The sequence below is a fragment of the Caulobacter radicis genome (genome assembly GCF_003094615.1).
GTDB classification, from domain to species: Bacteria; Pseudomonadota; Alphaproteobacteria; order Caulobacterales; family Caulobacteraceae; genus Caulobacter; species Caulobacter radicis.
Genome location: NZ_QDKO01000010.1, coordinates 252619 through 271273, shown reverse-complemented (window position 1 = coordinate 271273; position 18655 = coordinate 252619). Strand labels below are relative to the sequence as shown.

At 68.3% G+C, this 18655-nt stretch carries 17 protein-coding genes, 1 tRNA gene and 1 pseudogene; 6 read left to right on the top strand and 13 right to left on the bottom strand.

Going from position 1 to position 18655, the window contains the following annotated elements; all coding sequences use genetic code 11:
- Positions 1-26 precede the first annotated feature (26 nt).
- The gene (locus DDF62_RS06965; protein ID WP_116488445.1) at positions 27-2465 is read left to right on the top strand and encodes an alpha/beta hydrolase family protein; all 2439 of its coding nucleotides are present in this window, start codon (positions 27-29) and stop codon (positions 2463-2465) included.
- A 6-nt stretch (positions 2466-2471) separates the two neighbouring features.
- Here DDF62_RS06965 and DDF62_RS06960 read toward each other — a convergent pair whose 3' ends face one another.
- The 5 genes from DDF62_RS06960 to DDF62_RS06950 all read right to left on the bottom strand — a co-directional run bounded on the left by DDF62_RS06960 (position 2472) and on the right by DDF62_RS06950 (position 6393).
- Entirely contained in the window at positions 2472-4295 is a 1824-nt protein-coding gene (locus DDF62_RS06960) for an asparagine synthase-related protein (protein WP_244286735.1), read from the bottom strand.
- Complete coding sequence (locus DDF62_RS06955) at positions 4295-4903, bottom strand: lasso peptide biosynthesis B2 protein (protein WP_244286734.1); 609 nt, start codon at positions 4901-4903, stop codon at positions 4295-4297. The genes DDF62_RS06960 and DDF62_RS06955 overlap by 1 nt, the downstream gene beginning before the upstream one ends.
- A 276-nt stretch (positions 4904-5179) precedes the next feature.
- Positions 5180-5320: a hypothetical protein gene (locus tag DDF62_RS25550; protein WP_165832189.1), complete on the bottom strand. Its 141-nt coding sequence runs from the start codon at positions 5318-5320 to the stop codon at positions 5180-5182.
- A 136-nt stretch (positions 5321-5456) separates the two neighbouring features.
- On the bottom strand, positions 5457-5582 hold the full coding sequence (locus tag DDF62_RS26460; RefSeq protein ID WP_279629657.1) for a hypothetical protein: 126 nt from the start codon (positions 5580-5582) through the stop codon (positions 5457-5459).
- 70 nt (positions 5583-5652) lie between these two features.
- A complete protein-coding gene (locus tag DDF62_RS06950; RefSeq protein ID WP_244286733.1) occupies positions 5653-6393 on the bottom strand; it encodes a GntR family transcriptional regulator in 741 nt (246 codons plus the stop codon).
- Between the two features lie 295 nt (positions 6394-6688).
- Here DDF62_RS06950 and DDF62_RS06945 point away from each other — a divergent pair, with 295 nt between their 5' ends.
- Positions 6689-7129: a helix-turn-helix domain-containing protein gene (locus tag DDF62_RS06945; RefSeq protein WP_116488443.1), complete on the top strand. Its 441-nt coding sequence runs from the start codon at positions 6689-6691 to the stop codon at positions 7127-7129.
- On the opposite strand, the gene DDF62_RS26600 is transcribed toward DDF62_RS06945, so the two are convergent.
- Complete coding sequence (locus tag DDF62_RS26600) at positions 7020-7385, bottom strand: transcriptional regulator domain-containing protein (protein WP_425267025.1); 366 nt, start codon at positions 7383-7385, stop codon at positions 7020-7022. The two genes, DDF62_RS06945 and DDF62_RS26600, sit on opposite strands and share 110 nt — an antisense overlap.
- Positions 7386-7606: 221 nt before the next feature.
- Positions 7607-8407, bottom strand: a complete 801-nt coding sequence (locus DDF62_RS06935; RefSeq protein WP_133244897.1) for a DNA -binding domain-containing protein — start codon at positions 8405-8407, stop codon at positions 7607-7609.
- A gap of 128 nt (positions 8408-8535) precedes the next feature.
- Between DDF62_RS06935 and DDF62_RS06930 the strand changes: the two genes are divergently transcribed.
- Positions 8536-8808: a DNA -binding domain-containing protein gene (locus tag DDF62_RS06930; RefSeq protein ID WP_244286732.1), complete on the top strand. Its 273-nt coding sequence runs from the start codon at positions 8536-8538 to the stop codon at positions 8806-8808.
- 10 nt (positions 8809-8818) lie between these two features.
- Here DDF62_RS06930 and DDF62_RS06925 read toward each other — a convergent pair whose 3' ends face one another.
- The 3 genes from DDF62_RS06925 to cpdR form a co-directional block, all read right to left on the bottom strand.
- On the bottom strand, positions 8819-9067 hold the full coding sequence (locus DDF62_RS06925; RefSeq protein ID WP_133244896.1) for a hypothetical protein: 249 nt from the start codon (positions 9065-9067) through the stop codon (positions 8819-8821).
- Between the two features lie 290 nt (positions 9068-9357).
- Positions 9358-9432 (bottom strand) — tRNA-Val (locus DDF62_RS06920).
- 132 nt (positions 9433-9564) lie between these two features.
- Complete coding sequence (gene cpdR / locus DDF62_RS06915; RefSeq protein ID WP_116488438.1) at positions 9565-9921, bottom strand: cell cycle two-component system response regulator CpdR; 357 nt, start codon at positions 9919-9921, stop codon at positions 9565-9567.
- A 152-nt stretch (positions 9922-10073) separates the two neighbouring features.
- Between cpdR and DDF62_RS06910 the strand changes: the two genes are divergently transcribed.
- The 3 genes and pseudogenes from DDF62_RS06910 to DDF62_RS26595 form a co-directional block, all read left to right on the top strand.
- The gene (locus DDF62_RS06910) at positions 10074-11009 is read left to right on the top strand and encodes an N-formylglutamate amidohydrolase (protein ID WP_116488437.1); all 936 of its coding nucleotides are present in this window, start codon (positions 10074-10076) and stop codon (positions 11007-11009) included.
- Positions 11010-11531: 522 nt separating this feature from the next.
- Positions 11532-13367, top strand: coding sequence for a translational GTPase TypA (gene typA / locus DDF62_RS06905; RefSeq protein WP_116488436.1), 1836 nt, complete (start codon positions 11532-11534; stop codon positions 13365-13367).
- A 60-nt stretch (positions 13368-13427) separates the two neighbouring features.
- Positions 13428-13580: pseudogene (locus DDF62_RS26595) on the top strand (hypothetical protein); the annotation flags it as partial.
- Positions 13581-13643: 63 nt separating this feature from the next.
- Here DDF62_RS26595 and DDF62_RS06900 read toward each other — a convergent pair.
- From DDF62_RS06900 to DDF62_RS06890, 3 genes are all read right to left on the bottom strand, one after another.
- Positions 13644-16631: a TonB-dependent receptor plug domain-containing protein gene (locus DDF62_RS06900; RefSeq protein WP_116488435.1), complete on the bottom strand. Its 2988-nt coding sequence runs from the start codon at positions 16629-16631 to the stop codon at positions 13644-13646.
- A 409-nt stretch (positions 16632-17040) separates the two neighbouring features.
- Positions 17041-18351: a PQQ-dependent sugar dehydrogenase gene (locus DDF62_RS06895; RefSeq protein ID WP_116488434.1), complete on the bottom strand. Its 1311-nt coding sequence runs from the start codon at positions 18349-18351 to the stop codon at positions 17041-17043.
- Positions 18351-18602, bottom strand: coding sequence for a GlsB/YeaQ/YmgE family stress response membrane protein (locus DDF62_RS06890; protein ID WP_101717094.1), 252 nt, complete (start codon positions 18600-18602; stop codon positions 18351-18353). Before DDF62_RS06890 ends, DDF62_RS06895 begins: the two co-directional genes overlap by 1 nt.
- Positions 18603-18655: the final 53 nt, after the last annotated feature.

Here is an 18655-nt window from a genome sequence, read left to right as displayed (position 1 = left end):
ACCTTTCCACAAAATCGGAGACCTTCATGCGCCGCCTCGCGCCGCGCCTGCTCGCCTGCGCCCTGATGGGCGCCGGCGCAGCCAAGGCCGACCCCTTCACCGTCGAGCGCTACCTGGACCGCCAGGTTCTCGGCCGGATCAGCATCGATCCCTCCCAGCGCTGGATCGTGGCGCCGGTCACCGGGCCCTACCGGTCCGCGCCGCGCTGGGACCTCGAGGAAACCTCCCTCAAGACCATCAGCCAGCTACGGGTCTTCGACCTCGCCGGCGACGGCCCGCCCAGGATCTACCCATCCAGGGTCGGCGGGGCCGAGGACTGGGGCTACACGCCGGGTCCCTATTCGCCGTCCGGGGCCAAGATGGCCGTGACCCGGGCGCGCGGCCGCACCCTGGAGGTCGGGGTGCTGACCCTGGCGACCGGCGAGACGGTGTGGAGCGGGCTCTATCCCGTCGCCGACCAGATCGGCCGGGCCGTGCAATGGCGCTCGGAGGAGAGCCTGCTGGTCATCGCCCAGGATCCGGACGCGCCGATCATGAGCGGGATCCACGGCTGGCAGGTCGAGGAGCGCTGGATCAAGGCGTGGCGGGCCGCCAACGAGGGCCGCGTCTCGGTGACGGCGAGCGGCAGCGGCCGGTATCTGGCCTCCAATCCGACCAGCAAGGCCACGCGGCTGGTCTTGGTCGACGCGGCCAGCGGCGCGACCCGCGTCCTGGTCGAGGGCGATTTCCTGGATCTGGAGATCGCGCCAGGCGGCGCCCACGCCGCGCTCTTCGCCAACGGCGAGCCCTTGGCGCTCGACCCCGCCGCGCCGCTGTCGACCTCGACGACCTTCCGCCGACATCGCCTGGTCATCGTCGACCTGGCCAGCGGCGAGTCCTGGTCGTCCTGCGTAGACTGCGACGTTGCCCCCTACCTGATGGGCTGGTCGCCGGACGGCCGCTCGCTCCTGGCCTATGCCCGCCAGGACGGCGCAGGCTGGGAGGCGGCGCGCTACTGGCGGATCGACCCGCGCGGCCGCGCCGCCGCGCCGCTGGACACCGCCGGCGTCTTGTCCGCCCCCGGCCGGACCGCGCCCGGCGTGCTGGCCCCGCTCGGCGACTGGATGGGCGCGCGTCCGCTGATCCTCGGCCGCCAGGCCAGCGCCCCAGCGCAGGCCGACGCCGACTGGTTCGCGCTCGACGCCAAGGGTCCGGTCAATCTCACCGGCGGCCTGCCGCCGGGCCCCCGCAGCCTGGAAGCGGTGTCCCCCAAGGCGCTGGTCGTCGCCGTCGGCGAGCAGCTCTTTTCCATCGACGCGGCCGGACGCTCGCGCCCCCTCGGGGCAGGACGCCGGGCCAGGGGCGCGGGCGCGGCGTGGTCCGAGCGCCTGAGCCTCAACAACCGCCCGTCCCCGGAAGCGCTGATGATCGCGCAGGTCCGGTCCGGCGGGACCGCGCCCGCTGTACTGAAGGCCGGAGGCCTCCGCGCCGTCGCCCCGCCGGTCCCGAGCTCGGCCCGCCTTGCGGCGGCGTCCGCCGGCGGCGCGGCCGTCACCGTGGCGCGCGACGACCATGGCGTCGACACCGTCGCCCTTGAGCGGACCGGCAAGCCGCGCCGGATCCTGGCCACCGTCAACCCCGAGCTGGCCCGCGTCGACCCGGCCGTCCCGCGGGCGATCGCCCACGCCGGTCCAGGCGGCCGCGCCCTGAAAAGCTGGCTCTACCTGCCGCCGACCCTGCCTGCGGGATCCCGCGCGCCGCTCATCGTCATCCCCTACCCTAGCGCGGTCTACGAGACGCCGCCGCCCCACCATGCCCTGCCGACCAGCAGCGCCGACTCCAACGCCCAGCTCCTGGCCGGCCATGGCTACGCGGTGCTGGTCACCAGCCTGCCGGTCGACGAGCGCCGCGAGCCGGCGCAGGGGCTGGCCGACGACATCCTGGCCATCGTCGATGCGGCCGCGGCGGCCGAACCGAGGATCGATGCGGCGCGCCTGGCGATCTGGGGCCACAGTTACGGCGGCTGGACGGCGCTGATGGCGGCCACCCAGTCGCCGCGCTTCAAGGCGGTGATCGCCGGGGCCTTCGCCGCCGACTGGATCGGCTTCTACAGCCGCACCAGCCTGCTGAGCTCGATCGCGCCGGACGCCGGCCTCGTCCAGTCGGTACGGGCCGGCTACATGGAAGGCGGCCAGGGCCGGATGGGCGCCGCGCCCTGGGTCGATCCCCAGCGCTACCTGCGCAACAGTCCGCTGATGGCCGCCGACAGGGTCTCCGCGCCGGTGATGATGATCATGGGCGACCTCGACGCCGATCCTGGCCAGATCGACCGGATGTTCTCGGCGCTCTTCCGCCAGAACAAGGACGCGGTGTCGTTGCTCTATCACGGCGAGGGCCATGGCGTCGTCGGTCCCGCCAACATCGCCGACCTCTATGGCCGGGTGTTCACGTTCCTGGACGAGCATCTGGGCGTCCCTCCCCGGTAGCTCGTCTCAGGCGCCGGTCGCGCCCACCGACCTCCCCTCCAAGCTGGCGCCGAAGACCAGCCTGGGGTCGGGCGCGGCGCGACCGGCAAGCTTGGCCTCCCAGACGCGGACCCAGGCTTCGAGATAGCCGGCCAGGAAGATCTCCCCGACGCTGTCGCGCCAGATCATCGCCTCCGGATCCATCAGGTCCTCGAGCCGCTCGCGAACCACCAGCCCCCTCGCCACCAGCCGCCCCTCGAGCAGGAAGTCCCGCAGGGCTGGCAGGCTGGCCGTCAAGCTGCAGGCGAAATACTTGGTCACCGCCCCCTTGGAGCGGCGCGCCAGGCTGGCAGGCGGCAATCGATCGGCGAAGGCGGCGCGGGCGAAGGGCCGGTCGACCGGCCCGATCGCCAGCAGCGGCGCGGAGATCGAAAAGCACAGTTCCATGACCGGCTGGCTCATCAAGGGATAGCAGAGGCTCGCCGCTCGTCCGCGCAGGCTGTCGCCGAACGCGGCCTGGGCGTTGGCCAGGCCGCGGACCTGGATGCGCTTGGCCGGCGAGATGTGGCCCGCGTCGCGGATCCAGGCGTGGGGCCCGGGCCTTGGCCCCTGGCCGCCGAGATAGGGCGGCGGCGGGACGTCGGGCATGACGCGGCCGCGCCTGGAGAGCGCGGCGGCGCAGAGCCCGAAGATCGTCACGCGCGCGCGGCGGGCCAGGGTCGCCAGGGCCGCTATGCGTCCGCCGTCGACGGCATGTCCCAGCATGATGTCGCTGGCCAGGGCGGCGGGGACCATCTGGTAGAAGACGCCGTCGCCGCCCTGGCCCGAGAAGAGAGCGTCGGCGCCGAGCGCCTGGGCGCGACCGGCCAGATCCGCGTCGAGATCGGGATCCTGGGCGTTGAAGCCCGGCCTTGGGCCATGGGCGTGGCGCATCAGGACCTCGGCGTCGAGCCGCAGCATGTCGCGAGGGACCTCCGTCAGGGAAAAGCCGCAGACCTCGGCGATCTGGCGCGCCCAGATCCGCTCGTCGCCTTCGGGCTGGGGCCAGTAGTAGTTGATCGCCCCCGCGACGGGCGCGCCGCAGCGCGCGAGGCTCGTGGCCACGATCGCCGAATCCAGGCCGCCGGAGATCTCGGCCAGGATCGCTCGCCGGTCCCGGGTCAAGGCCGCGACGACGGCGTCGATCGTCACCGCCAGCTCGGCCGGATCGGCGCGGCGGGTCCTGCGCGCGAACCAAGCGGGGCTCCACAGGCGCTCGCGGCGTCCACCACGGCCATCGCGAAGCTCTCCAGGTCCCACGACTTCGACGCCGGCCAGCGGGCAGATCTGGCTGCCGACGCCATGGCGAGCGATCAGGCCCCTCACCGCGGCCCAGTCGATCGCCAGGCCCTGGGGCGCGACCGCGCCGGTCGCCGGAACGTCCGAGGCCACGATGGTCACCGCCTCGCGCGTCCAGGTCAGGCATTCCAGGGCGCCCGTCGGATCGCGCAACACCGTGGGCGACGCGTCACGGTCACGCAGGACCGCCACGTAGCGACCCCAGGCTCGGCCGCACAGGCGTCGGGCGGCCTCGTCCGGTTCTAGCCCTCTCAAGCCCTCGAGCGCGAAGTCGGCGACCTTGCCCTGGCGCGTGGCCGAAAGATCGAAGACATCGCCGATGATCACGCCGCCGCGGTCTGCCAGTATCCGGACCATTGGCGGGTGGGCGCCGCGGACATAGACAGCGACGCAGAACGCCGCATGGGCCAGGCGCCAGCCGCTGGCGCGATCGGCCTCGATCTGGCCCCGCATCGCCTCGGCGGCGAGGCTGGGCATGCCCGGCGGCCAGGTCATGACGAGGTAGTCGCCCATCAGACACGCAGGATCGGCGTGTAAGCGGCCAGCCGCTCGGCGTCGTCGTCCAGAGCGACCTCGCCCGACTGGAGCCAGCAATGGGCGCGGAACGGCCAAGTGCGCACGCCGATCACCCAATCGGCATCCAGCCCCAGCCGTCGCAAGTAGGCCAGCAGCAGGTAGCTTCTTTTAAGGCACTCGCCGCCGATCGGCATCCAGGGTCGGGCGCGGGCGAAGGCGGCGGCGGCGTCGAGCAACGGCTCGGAGGCCAAAGCGCGCTCGCGCCCTGCGCCGAGCGTTCGCGCGTCTCCGAGCAGTTGCAGGAAGGTGCGGGTTCGAAAGGCCAGAGCGGTGTGGACGATCGCCGCGCTCGCGGCGGCGATCTCGCGGCCGCTCATGGCGCGGCCGTTCCAGGGCAGGTCCCGGCTCGGCTTTGCGGGCAGCGCGGCCGCGGCGGCCCGATGCGCGCGGCTCGCCAGACCGGCGGCCATCAGGGCTTGGGCGTCTTCGTCGCCGGCGGTCATGCGTCCGTCGCCCCGGATGCCGATGCGGTCAGCCGTGCCCACCAGGCAAAGGTAGCTGTCGGCGCGCGCGTCTAGGAAGACGATATCGGCGTCGATCGCCACGGCATGGACGTCCGACGCTAGCCAAATCGCATTCGATCCAGAGCAATGCGACTCAGCCGTTGATGTCGCTGCCAACGTCATGGCCAGCGGTCCATTGAGACGGAGGGCTCGGGCTCAACACCCGGCCCCGTGGCGCGGGTCAGGCGGGACGCGCGACAGAGGGCGAGCACCCTGGGCGAGGCGGGCGATTTTACGGGCTTCATTTAAAGCTCCGGGAAGCGCGGTTCAGAAGATCCCTTGCCCGCCGACGCAAGGCCTGGCGGGCAAGGTCGAGGCTCAGGGCCAGTAGTGCATGGCGACCAGCGGTTCGCGGTCGCCGAGATCCATGACCGCGCGGGTCAGGCCCGACGCCTTACCCAGGTGAACCAGGCCCAGGCGAACCAGGCGCTGGCGATGACGACCAGATGAGAAGAGCATCGGAAGCTCCTTGTCGAAGGCGCCGCCATGCTCACGGACGCCAGGCGGCGGAGCGGGGCGGCGGTGAAGGCTTCCGCCCCTGGCGAAAGAGCGCCTTGCCCGGACGCCAGCGCCATCCGGGCAAGGCAGGCGGCCCTTACGGGTACTTGTCCTGGGTGACGAACGACTCGCGCTCGCCGCCTTGGATGAGCGCCTTGGTCAGGCTGAAGGCGCGACCCAGACGCAGGAGGCGCAGGGGCGCGCCGGACTTGTTGGTGGTCATGACAGGACTCCTGTCTTCGAGTTCGCCGCCGATCGCGGCTCCTCAAGCCAGCGCCCCCGTCGTTTGATATTCAAACGATATCCGGCCGATATTTCGAGGCGGCGATCCGTACGAGGGCTGGGGCGGCGGCCATCCGTCGCCGGTGATAGGATCTCAAGGCGCGGCGCAGCTCGGCATGCGGCCCGACATCGTAGAGACGCGCCAGGTCGAAGGCTTCGGTCGTCGGATCTCCAAACAGTTCCGCCTCCGCAAACTGCAGGGGCGCCAAGCGCTCGCTCGCGCGCCTGAAAGCCTGGGCAAGGATCAGGTCGTCAGCCTTCAGGATCCAATCGAGCATCATGGCGTCGACGACGTCGCGGGCTTCGCCAGGTCTCTGCGCTAGCAGCGACGAGAACACCAAGCGTGGTCGATGCGGGAAACGGCCAACGCCCGGCTTCGCGGCCGGACTCGATCCAACGCGGGCGAGGTATAGCCAACGCAAGTTGTAGAGCTCGGCCAGCGCAGCCCCATCGAGCATGGGGCGGGTGTAGGCGTGCCCCTGCTTCTCGACCAACTCCTCTCCCGCCAAGCGCGAGAGCGCCTCTCTCACCGGCGTGGGCGACAGGCGCAGCTCCTGGGCGATCAGGTTGATCGGTATCGCCGCGCCCGGAGCGTCGATCGCTTGACGCAGGCGGCTGCGAAGGGCGCTGAGCGCCAGAGCGAAGGAGTCTCGAGACGGCGGCACGGACGAACTCACACCAGGTTCGCCCAGTTTGCCCACGGTGAGCGCAATCGACAGGAAGCTGCCGCGCGCAACGCGACGAGCTTGCACTCGGACGACCGATTGGGCGGCAAAGCGGCGCTCGCCAGCGGTTTGGCCGCACGCCTCGTGCTGGGGTCATGCACAGCCGCGACAAGCTAGAGGTACAGGTTGTGCGTTGCGAGATCGGGCCGAGCAGCGTGTCGCATTATCTATGGCCGACCCGCGCAAAATACGTACGGTTGCAGAAAGATGAGGCGGTCGCGCCGCTTTTCGTCTGGTCCGGCGGTGTCGAGAAGACTTCGTCTCTTGTTCGGATTGGGTTTTGGACGACCGTACAGCGGCAGAGTTGGAGCAGCAGAGAGCCATGATCTCCAGGACCCTGAAGCTGGTCCGGGAGGTCACGCGGCTGAGCGCTCCCAAGATAGCCAACGCGATGGGGATGGCGCGTCGGACCTACTACAGCTTCGAAGCGGGAAAGGGCGAATTCTCCTTCGCGAGGATCTGGCGTTTCGCCGAAGCCACGGGCGCTGATCCCATGGCCATCATCTACGCCGTCATCTACGGCGAGCCCGAAATCGCGGTCCGCAGCATGGAAAATCAGGGCGCCTCGATCGGCGCGGCGTCGTTCAAGCGTTTCAACGATCGCGTCGGTGATCGAATGACGAACATCGCCTCTTCGATTTGGATCGAGGCTCTCAAGCGCCCGTACGACTGCCTCGAGGAACATCTGGAGAAGCGCGATCAGAGCACCGAGCGCTGGCTCGCCGAGAATATTCCAAAGCTCTTTCCCCGTGACGAGGACTAGCGGTCGTCATAGGCGCAAGGCGCCACGCGCCGGCGGGCGGCGTCTCCAGGTCAGGATCCACCGCTCGCGTGAGGCCCCAATGATCGGGCAGGCCGTCAGCCTCGCCCGCCTCGATCTTCGCGACATCGGCTTGGTAGGCGGGGTTGCGCCGCAGAAACTCCCAGGCGGCGGCTTGGGGGTCGCCGAGCCGACTTTGCGCAGGAACGCGCGCAGCGGTCACGCCGTCGTCTGCATGGGTCACACGGTACTTCGCCATACCAGCGATTGAGCCCGAACACGGAACGCATCGGAATTGGGAGCGTGACATGCAGCCGCATCAATCGCCTCGGTGGCGGCGAATGAACTGAGGTCGCGCCAGCAGTGCGTCCAAGCGTGCCGGAATCCGGCACAGCGTGTGACGGTATCAAGCATATCTTGGGCGCCTTGGGACCCCAGCCCCGAACCATCCACAGACATCGCCGGAGGACCGCACCGCCGCTAGGCGGACAGCCAGATCGCCACCGGCCGTCCTGGGCGGCTCCCTAGAGGTCGCAGTCCGAACACCGCGCGATAGCGACCTGCCGCCATTTGTTCAGCCGAACGCACGAGCCGTTGGACCCTCATCCGCATATAGTCCGACGCCCCGCTCCAGTCCTGAGCCACCCGGCTATCGCCAAAGAGCAGGGTCGCGATCTGCCTCTGGCTGGCCCCTGCGCGGCGGGCGTCCAGTGCCTGGAGCGCTCGCAGCCAGCGCCTTTCCCGCTGAGATTCGTTCCGGGGCGGCCGTGGAAGTCGTCCGGTGTCACGCAGAACCAGCAAGTCGCGAACAGCGGGCAGGCATGCCGCGCCAAAGCCCCGCGACGGCAGCTTGAAACTCAAGAGGACCGGGCCTGCCAGAACATCACCGTGCGTCACGGCCAAGCGCAACCGGCGCGCGCCGTCGGCGATCAGGACGTGCTGATCGCCCAGGTCGCTGGTGACCACCAAGGCGGTGAGGCCCAGGGCGCGCACATCGAGCGCATCGCTATCCGCGGCGTCGGCCGGTCGCGCTTCGAAAGCGGGGATGCTCGGGTCGGCTTCGAAGCGCCAAATGGCCAGCGGCCCTTCCGCAGCGCCGACCGCAGCGCCCGCGAAGCAGAGATCTGGAGGGGCTGCGGCTTCGTCACTTCCGGCTGCGACGCCGCGACGAGCGAACTCCCATGCCCAGGACGAGGCGTCGGCCGACAGGAGCGGCCGATAGGTTTCGGCCGCACGCCAGTCCCCGCGTTGCTCCTCTTGTTGCGCCATGGCGACCCGCAAGCAGGCCCCCCAGCAAAGTGTCCACGCGGCTGAAGCCTATGTCGAGCCGACCACGCGGCTTGCATCGGCGACGCCCAGGGGCTTGTCTGGCGAGCGCCCGGCCGACGGGTCCACCACGGATAGGCTTCTTGGAACTCGAGCCCGACATCGCCGACGAGGTCGTCTGGTCGGAGACCTTGACCACGTACGACCAGGATCATCTTGCGGTCTATCTGCGCCTTCTGGACGCTGATCGCGACGGCGCGGAGTGGCGAGAGGTCGCCAGATTGGTGCTCGATCGCGATGCCCGTGTTGATCCCGACGGCGCTCGACGCTGCTGGGAAAGCCATCTGCGCCGGGCGAGGTGGATGACCGAAGTCGGCTACCGGTTCCTCCTTGCTCAGGCCCGGTCCGAAAACTGAACTTCCGCGATCAGTGCCGTGTCGGCGTTGGGAAATGCTCGTCCAGGAACGACCGGATGAGGTTTGCGCCCTGCGCCCAGAGCGCTTCGGCCGCCTCACAGTCAGGCGCTAGATCCATGCAGCGCGTAATACGCTCCACCTCGCGGCCGAGCCTTGCATAGAGCCGCACCTGCCTGGGCGTCAGCCGGCCCGCAGCGAGATCCTCACGGACCAGTCGGATCCGCGCCAGCAAATCATCCGCTTCCGCTTCCATGTCCATGGACGGCATTCAAACCGGCGACCACCGGCCTTGTCCACGGCAACCAGATGCGTCGTAGCGGATCCTAGCGCGTCGCCGAACTGAGCGACGATCTCAACCGACCCAACTGTCGAAGCAGCGCCTGTCTGTTCGCGCAGCTTACGAAGAGTGGCCACGTCAGACTTGAGCGCTGAATTTCGTCCGCAAATGATGGATTTCTGGGGGGCATTCTGGGGGGCGCCGCAGATAACCACAGACAAGTTAAGCGCGATTACTTGCGCTAAGTCATTGATTTCATTGAAGAAAGGGAATGGTGGACGCGACAGGGATTGAACCTGTGACCCCTACGATGTCAACGTAGTGCTCTCCCGCTGAGCTACGCGTCCGCCGAAGCGATCCGAAGCGCCTTGGTGAAGGCGTCCCGGCCGGGAAGGTGTGGGGGTATAGCGGCGGCTTGGCCGGGGCGCAAGCCGCCTCGCAAACTTTTCCGAGAAGTTTTTCTCGAACCTGTGGAGCCCTTACGCCGCCATCATCTTTTCGACCTCGGAGACGAGGTCGCGCAGGTGGACGGGCTTGGACAGCACCTTGGCGCCGGCCGGCGCGCGGTCCTGGGCCGAAAGGGCGACGGCGGCGAAGCCGGTGATGAACATGATGCGCAGGGAGGGGTCGCGGGCGGCCGCCTGGCGGGCGACCTCGATGCCGTCCATGCCGGGCATGACGATGTCGGTCAGCAGCAGGTCCCACGGATGCTCGAGGTGGCTGACGGCCTCTTCGCCGTCGGCGCAGGCGGTGACTTCGAAGCCGGCCCGTTCCAACGCCCGGGCGAGAAAGCCCCGCAGCGAGTCGTCGTCTTCGGCGAGGAGGATGCGGGCCATGTCGCTTACGTTTCCGTTGGAGCTCGTCTCTGGAAGGCCGAATCTTATGTCCAGGACGGTAAATCGCCGGTGAACCGGCGCGGACCGTCCACAGATACGACAGGGCGCGAGGCCATTTGACCGCAAGCCCGGCGCCCTCGACTATGTGACGCATGAACGCATGGGACCCGATCACGCCGACGACGGCCTCCGCCTCGAGCAGCGCCGGAGCCGCGCCCGGCCGCGAGGCGGCGTTCGAGGCCGTGCGGGCCGCGCCGGAGGGCTCGCCGCCGCCGACCCCCCTGGTGTTCGCCTCGCCCCATTCGGGGGCGCTGTACCCGCCGGAGATGATGGCCGTTTCCCGCCTGCCCGAGGCGGTGCTGAAGGGCTCGGAGGACGCCTTCGTCGACCGGCTGATCGCCGGCGCCCCGATGCTGGGCGCGGCGACGATCCGTTCGCGCCTGGCCCGGTCCTACATCGACCTCAACCGCGATCCCTGGGAGCTGGATCCGGCGATGTTCGAGGACAACGCCCTGCCGGAGTTCGCCCGCGGCCGCACCGCCCGCGTCGCCGCCGGCCTGGGGGCCATCGCCCGCGTCGCCGACGGCCGGCCGATCTACGTGCGCAAGCTGACCTTCGAGGAGGCCAAGGCCCGGGTCGAGTACGGCCACCGCCCCTATCACGACATGCTCGACCGCCTGCTGGCCCAGGCCCGGGCCGCCCACGGCCTGGCCGTGCTGATCGACTGGCACTCGATGCCGGCGGCGGCCACGCGCGGCACGCGGGCCAGGGTCGGCGGTCCCTGCGACATCGTGCTGGGCGACCGCTTCGGCGCGGCCTGCGCCCCGGGCCTGACCAGGTTGGTCGAGGAGGCGCTGGAGGGCATGGGCTATCGCGTGGCCCGCAACAGCCCCTATGCCGGCGGCTACACCACCGAACACTACGGCCGCCCCGCCCGCCGCACCCACGCGCTGCAGGTCGAGATCAACCGCGCCCTCTACATGAACGAGACGACCCGCGAGCCGACCGAGGGCCTCTCGACGCTGACCGCGCACGTGGAGCAGCTGACAGCCCTGCTGACGAAGACGGACTGGGCGGCGCTGAAGTAGGGGATAAGGCGGGCCGAGCGCCCCAATACGCCCGCAAACCGCCGCAAAGGCCTGCAAACTCGCGGCCGCCCGGGCTCGGGCCAAAAAAAAGCCCGGCGGTAAGGCCGGGCTAGTTCATTAGGGAGGAAACGCCCAGGAAGGGCAGAGGCGGCAGCGCCGCCTCACCCCTTGCTTATAGGGTGCGCTGCGAAATCGAGCAAGCGGAAAGTTGGACAACGTTGTCGAATTTTCTGCATCAACATGAAGCAACCCTTTGCACAGCAAGGATCGGAGAACGCCGATCTTCAAGCTTGACCATAAAATAGGCATTGCTGCGCCGCAGCATTAGTTGCCCAAGAAACGACAACCGCCAGAAACCACCTCAAACCCGGTAGGAATAAGGGTTTGCGAGATGACACCGGTAACCGCGACATAAGGCGCCTTACGCACGGGGTGGATAAACGCAGCGCAGTCGCGTAAAAGCCGCGCGCCTGACGCGCGCAGCGTCTCATCCGATTTTCTCCGAAAGCCCGCCGTCCTCCCATGTCCATGCGAAATATCGCCATCATCGCGCACGTCGATCATGGCAAGACCACCCTCGTCGACCAGCTGCTGGCCCAGTCGGGCGTGTTCCGCGCCAACGAGGCGACGACCGAACGCGCCATGGACTCCAACGACCAGGAGCGCGAACGCGGCATCACCATCCTGGCCAAGTGCACCAGCGTCCTGTGGAACGGTGAAGCGGGCGAAACCCGCATCAACATCATCGACACCCCCGGACACGCCGACTTCGGCGGCGAGGTGGAGCGGATCCTGGGCATGGTGGACGGCTGCGTCCTGCTGATCGACGCCGAGGAAGGCGTCATGCCGCAGACCAAGTTCGTGCTGACCAAGGCGCTGAAGATGGGCCTGCGCCCGATCCTCTGCATCAATAAGGTCGACCGCGCCCACGCCGATCCGGACCGCGTCCACAACGCCGCCTTCGACCTGTTCGCCGCCATCGGCGCCACGGACGAGCAGCTGGACTTCCCGCACATCTACGCTTCGGGCCGTTCGGGCTGGGCCACGCTGGACATGAACGTGCCCAGCGACAACCTCGCCCCGCTGTTCGACCTGATCGTCCGCCACGTGCCGGAACCCAAGCAGATCGCCAAGAAGGACGAGCCGTTCCAGATCCTGAACGTGCTGATCGAAAGCGACCCGTTCCTGGGCCGCCTGCTGACCGGCCGCATCGAGAGCGGCCGCGCCGTCCCCGGCATGGCCATCCACGCCCTGGACCGCAACGGCAAGGAAATCGAGCGCGGCCGCATCACCAAGGTGCTGGCCTTCCGCGGCCTGAAGCGCCAGCCGATCGACGAGGGCGCCGAAGCCGGTGACATCGTCGCCATCGCGGGCATGTCCAAGGCGACCGTGGCCGACACCCTGTGCGCCATGGAAGTGACCGAGGCCCTGCCGGCCCAGCCGATCGACCCGCCGACCATCTCGATGACCGTCTCGGTCAACGACAGCCCGCTGGCCGGCCGCGAAGGCGACAAGGTCCAGTCGCGCGTCATCCGCGACCGCCTGCTGAAGGAAGCCGAGAGCAACGTCGCCATCCGGGTGACCGAGAGCACCGAAGGCGACGCCTATGAAGTGTCGGGCCGCGGCGAACTGCAACTGGGCGTCCTGATCGAGAACATGCGCCGCGAAGGCTTCGAGGTCTCGATCTCGCGTCCGCGCGTCGTGTTCCAGGCCGATCCGGAAACCGGCAAGCGCCTGGAGCCGATGGAAGACGTCATGATCGACGTCGACGACGAGTTCTCGGGCATCGTCATCGAGAAGCTGTCGCTGCGTAAGGCCGAACTGCGCGACATGGGTCCGTCGGGCGCGGGCAAGACCCGCATCCAGCTGACCGCTCCGTCGCGCTCGCTGATCGGCTACCAGGGCGAGTTCCTGACCGACACGCGCGGTTCGGGCGTGCTGAACCGCGTGTTCAGCCACTACGAAGCCTACAAGGGCGCCATCGACCAACAGCGCAAGGGCGTGCTGATCTCGAACTCGGATGGTGAAACCGCCGCCTACGCGCTGTGGAACCTGGAAGAGCGCGGCACGATGTTCGTCGGCGCCGGCGAGAAGACCTATCAGGGCATGATCATCGGCGAGAACAGCCGCCAGGATGACATGGACGTCAACCCGATGAAGGCCAAGCAGCTGACCAACGTCCGCGCCTCGGGCAAGGACGAGTCGATCCGCCTGACCCCGCCGCGCAAGATGACCCTCGAGCAGGCCATCGCCTACATCGAGGAAGACGAGCTGGTCGAAGTGACCCCGAAGAACATCCGCCTGCGCAAGCAGACGCTGAACCCCTCCTTCCGCAAGAAGCGCGTGAAGGAAGACTAGTTCTTCGCATCCTTCGGGATTTGAAACGGGCCGCCGACCTCCGGGTCGGCGGCCTTTTTCGTGGGCGGCGGCAAGCTCCTCCCCCGTGCAACGGGGGAGGGGGACCGCGAAGCGGTGGAGGGGGCGGCCGCGCGTACTGCGCCCCTTCCCTCGCCCCCTCCGTCACGGCGCGTATCCGCGCCGCGCCACCTCCCCCGCTTCGCGGGAGAGGATCCAAAGAAAAGGCCGCCGCCCGCGAGGGCGACGGCCTTTCCGGCTTTCAGGCTTGGACGCCGCTTACCAGCTGCGCTCGATGCTGAGGAAACCGCGACGGCCCCGCAGCTCATAGCCCCAGATTTCCGAGTTGCCGACGCGATAGCTGCTCGAGATCGAGGGCGGGGCCTCGTCGAACAGGTTCTGCACGCCGAAGGTCATGGTCGTCTTGTCGTCGATCACCTTGCGGGCCGAGACGTTGTGATAGGCCATGAACTCGGTGTGGTACTTCACGTGGACGTACTTGTAGTACGTCGAGCCGACCACGTAGTCGTAGCTCGTGGAGGTGGCGTACTTGGCGCTGCCCACGGTGTCGCCCAGGATCTCGGCGTCCGAGGCCTTGCCCGTGATGGTCGACGACCAGGTGTAGGTCCACGGCCCCTTGCGGTACGACAGGCTGGCCTTACCCGAGAAGTCCGGGCCGTCGTAGATGTAGGTCGTGCCGTTGTAGTCGTCCTCCTCGGTCTCGCCGAACAGGTTCGAGGTGTCCTGCAGCTGCCAGCTGAACTGGCTGTTGAAATAGAGCTGCCCGCCGTTGTCGAAGTCGTGGCGGTAGTCGGTCGTCAGGTCGATCGCGCGGCTCTTCTGCGAAGCGACGTTGACGTAGTCGTTCTTGACCAGGGTCAGCAGGTGCGTGGTCGGGTCCCGCGTCACCAGCTGGCAGAACGGGCTGGAGAGACCCACCGACTCGTAGCAGCGCGAGGCGATCTTGGCGGCGCCGAACTGGGTGATCTCGTTGCTGATGTCGATGTCGGCGTAGTCGACCGCGACCTTCAGGTTGATGAAGCTCGGGGTGAACACCACGCCGATGGTCTTCGACTCCGAGGTCTCGGCCTTCAGGATGCCCTTGCCGCCGCCGGCCGTGACCAGGGTGGAGTAGCTGGCCTGGGTGGCCGACACGCCCTGGGCGGCGCAGTTGGTGACGATGGTCTGGCTGGCGCCGCTGCTGCCGTAGAGGATGCAGGGGTCGGCGACGCTGTAGCCGGTCTGGTCGGCGAGGTAGAGCTCGTACAGCGACGGGGCGCGGAACGAGGTGCCGTCGCTCATGCGCAGGCGCCAGGTCGGGGTGATCTGCCAGTTCAGGCCGATCTTGTAGGTGTCGCTGTCGCCGTAGCTGTCGACCTCGGTGTGGCGGCCCGAGACCTGCAGGTCCAGGCTCTTGACCAGGAACAGGTCCTTGAGCACCGGCACGTCGATCTCGGCGAAGGCCTCGGTCGTGGTGTCCGTGCCGAAGGTGTGGCCGGCGCGGGTCAGGTTCCAGTTGTTGTTGGTCAGCGACGCCGTGCCCGGGCTGTCGTCGAAGTCGTCATGGCGCCAGGTGAAGCCGAAGGCGGCCCCGACCTTGCCGGCCGGCAGGCTGAACAGCTCGCCCGAGAAGCTGGCCTCGACCAGCGACTGCTCGTAGGTGGTGTGGCCGACGTCGACGCCGAACAGGAAGGCCTTTTCGGCGTCGGTGAACTGGCCGGCCATGACGCGCGAGCTGAACCACGGGATGCCGTTGGGCAGGGTCGAGCAGTCGCCGCCCGAGATCGTCACCAGCGACTGGTTGCAGTACGAACCGGCCGAGGTGGTGGCGGCGATGGCGTCGCTGTTGATCGAGCTGACCGAATAGGTCCCGTCCGACTTGCCGTACTGGCCGTAGACGTCCCAGTCCCAGCCCCTCAGGAAGCCCAGCTTGGAGCCTTCCAGGAACTTGAAGTCGCCGCGCAGGCCGCCCAGGCCCCGATAGTAGTCGACCTTCTGGATCGAGTCGTAGGCCACCGCGATGACCGGATAGGCCGTGCCGCCGGCCGCGCCGAAGATGTTGTTCGGGTTGGTGGTGCTGACGGTCGGGAACAGCTGGCGGGCGCCGTTCTGTTCGGAGTTGCGGCGGTTGTAGAGCAGCTCGCCATAGGCCTCGACGCCCGCGCCCAGGTCATAGCCGCCGGTGACGTAGAAGCTGGCGCGCTCGACCGGGCTGATGACCGTGGCCCGCTGCCAGACCGACGAGTCGTAGTTGGCGACCCGGTAGGTCTCCGGATAGTTGGCGCGCGCCACGCGGGCCAGGTTGGCGAAGGCGGCGTTGCTGGCCACGAAGTTCGGCGCGGTGTTGCCGGTGTACGAATAGCTCGTGCCCGGGACCATGTACTGGAAGTAGCCGCCGTAGCCGCTGGTGTAGGCGACGTTGTTGATCTGGTTGAAGCACTTGTAGTCGCCGGTGGCCGGATCGGTCAGGTCGACGCGGGCGCCGGTGGTGGTGCTGTAGTAGTTGTCGGCCGAGCAGCTGGTGTAGTCGCGGTCGCCGCGGCGCAGGGCGTTCTGCTTGTAGTAGCTGGCCGAGGCGCTGAGATAGCCGCGCTCGAAGGTCTTGCCCCACGAGGCTTCGGCCGAATACTCCTGGCCGCCGCCGCCCTTGGCGAACGGCGCATTGCCGTAGACCCGCACGCGGCCGCCGTCATAGTCGGTCTTGGTGATGTAGTTGACGACGCCGGCGACGGCGTCCGAGCCGTAGATCGACGAGGCGCCGTCCTTGAGGATCTCGACGCGGTCGATCATGGCGTTGGGGATGGTGTTCAGGTCGACCGGGCCGACCGTGCCGCGCACGCCCGACGGCGTCAGGCGACGGCCGTTCAGCAGCACCAGGGTGCGGTTGGCCCCCAGGCCGCGCAGCGAGATGGTGTTGACGCCCGGACCGCCGGTGACGTTGTAGCCGGTCAGTTCGTCGGCCACCTGGAACGAGCCGCTGGCCAGCGACGAGCTCTGGATGATCTCGGTGGTGTTGACCAGGCCCTCCAGTTCACTCTGTTCCGAAGTGATCACCTGGATCGGCGAGGCGCTGTTGTAGGCGTTGCGCTTGATGCGCGAGCCGGTGACGACGATGGCCTCGACATCGACGGCGTCGTCGGCGTTCGAGGCCGCGGCCTTGTCGGACTTCGTCTGGGTCTGGGTCTGGGCCTGGGCCCACGCGCCGACGGGCGCCAGCCCCAGGCCGGCGATCACCGACGAGGCCAGCAGCAACTTGCGATCAAGCATCTAGAATATGCCCCCATGGATAGGTTTGCGTGGAAACTTCGCCCCTCGCGAAGCTCCTGCCCTGACGGGGTCTTTAGGACGCGGAAGCCGCCGAAGAAGCGCGAACACGCCTCGCCGATCGACTTTCCACCCAATTTTCCCGGCAAAGCCGCCTTCGACAGCAATAGTTGGCCGCCAAAGATCATGGGTCGGACATTAGTTCGTCACAGTTCGGTCGTTATCTCCCGACCGAAAGACATGTATTCTATTTAATAGTTTTATAGATTCAATTTTGAAACACGCCGATACTGGCGGTTATGATTTCCATCACTGTAGTTGTGAATGACAACGCCTCGCCGCTGGAGCCGGATCGGAGGCTCCGGCGAACGCCCGGCTTTTGGGCGCCGCAGGCGTTTCCGGCGGAATCGGATCAGCGCCGGGAGAGCCGCCAGATGACGTTGCCGACGTCGTCAGCCACCAGCAGGCCGCCGTCCATGTCCATCGCCACTCCCACCGGCCGCCCCAGCGCCTCGCCGTCTGCGTTGAGGAAACCCGTCAGGATGTCGCGCGGCGGTCCCGACGGCTTGCCGCCGGCGAAGGGCACGAACACCACCTTGTAGCCGCTGTGAGGCTTGCGGTTCCACGACCCGTGCTGGCCGATGAACGCCCCGCCGCGCGACGGACCCAGGAGGGCCCCGCCGCCGTCGAAGGCCAGGCCCAGCGAGGCGGTGTGGGGTCCCAGCGCGTAGTCCGGCTTGATCGCCCGGGCCACCAGGTCGGGCCGCTGGGGCTTCACCCGCGCGTCCACGTGCTGGCCGTAATAGCTGTAGGGCCAGCCGTAGAACCCGCCGTCCTTCACCGAGGTCATGTAGTCGGGCACCAGATCGCTGCCGATCTCGTCGCGCTCGTTGACCACGGTCCACAGGGCGCCGGAGGTCGGCTCCCAGTCCATGCCGTTGGGATTGCGCAGGCCGGTGGCGAACAGGCGCTTGGCGCCGGTGGCCACATCGATTTCCCAGATGGCGGCCCTGCCCTCCTCCTCGGCCATGCCGTTCTCGGCGACATTGCTGTTGGAGCCGACGGTCGCATAGAGCCGCGTCCCGTCGCGGCTGGCGATCAGCGACTTCGTCCAATGGTGGTTGCGCGGACCGGCCGGCAGGTCGGTCACCCGCCGGCGCGGCGCGGTGATGGCGGTCTCGCCTTCCTTGTAGGCGAAGGCCAGCACCGCGTCGGTGTCGGCCACGTAGAAGGTATCGCCCACCAGGGCCATGCCGAAGGGCGAGTTCAGGCCCGACAGGAAGGTCGAGCGCAGGTCTGCCACCCCGTCGCCATTGGTGTCGCGCAGCAGGGTGATGCGGTTGGCGCTCTTGGTCACCGCGCCGGCGCGCTTCATCACCAGGCCCTGGATCCAGCCCTTCAGGCCCTTGCCGTCCTCGGGCTTGGGCGGGGCGTTGGTCTCGGCGACCAATACGTCGCCGTTGGGCAGCACGTGGATCCAGCGCGGGTGGTCCAGCTTGTCGGCGAAGGCCCGCACCTGCAGCGCGTCGGACGCCTTGGGCGCGCCGCCCGCCGGCCAGCCCTTGGCCGGCGCGATGTTGATCGTCGGCAGCAGCGTCTTCTTCGGGGCCGGCAGCTGCGGGTTGGCGCCCGTGCCGGCGGCCACGTCGAGCTTGGCCCGCTCGCCGCAGGCCGCCACGCTCAAGGCCGCCGCGCCCGCGGCGGCCAGCAGAAGACGCCGCATCAGGCGCGTCGGCGGAACAGGCCCAGCAGGGCCAGCAGCACCACCGCGCCCACGGTCGAGACCACCAGGCTGCCGATCCAGCCGGTCGCGCCCAGGCCCAGCATGCTGGCCAGGAAGGCGCCGATCAGCGAACCGACCAGACCGACCACCAGATTGGTCAACAGCCCGTGGTCGCGCTTCATGATCTTCTCGGCCAGCCATCCGGCGAAGATACCGATGATGATCGCGCCGATGAAACCCACGCCGTTCATGCCGTCGTCCTCCTGTAGTCCTTGGCGGTGAGGAAAATGCGCGGGATGCGGCA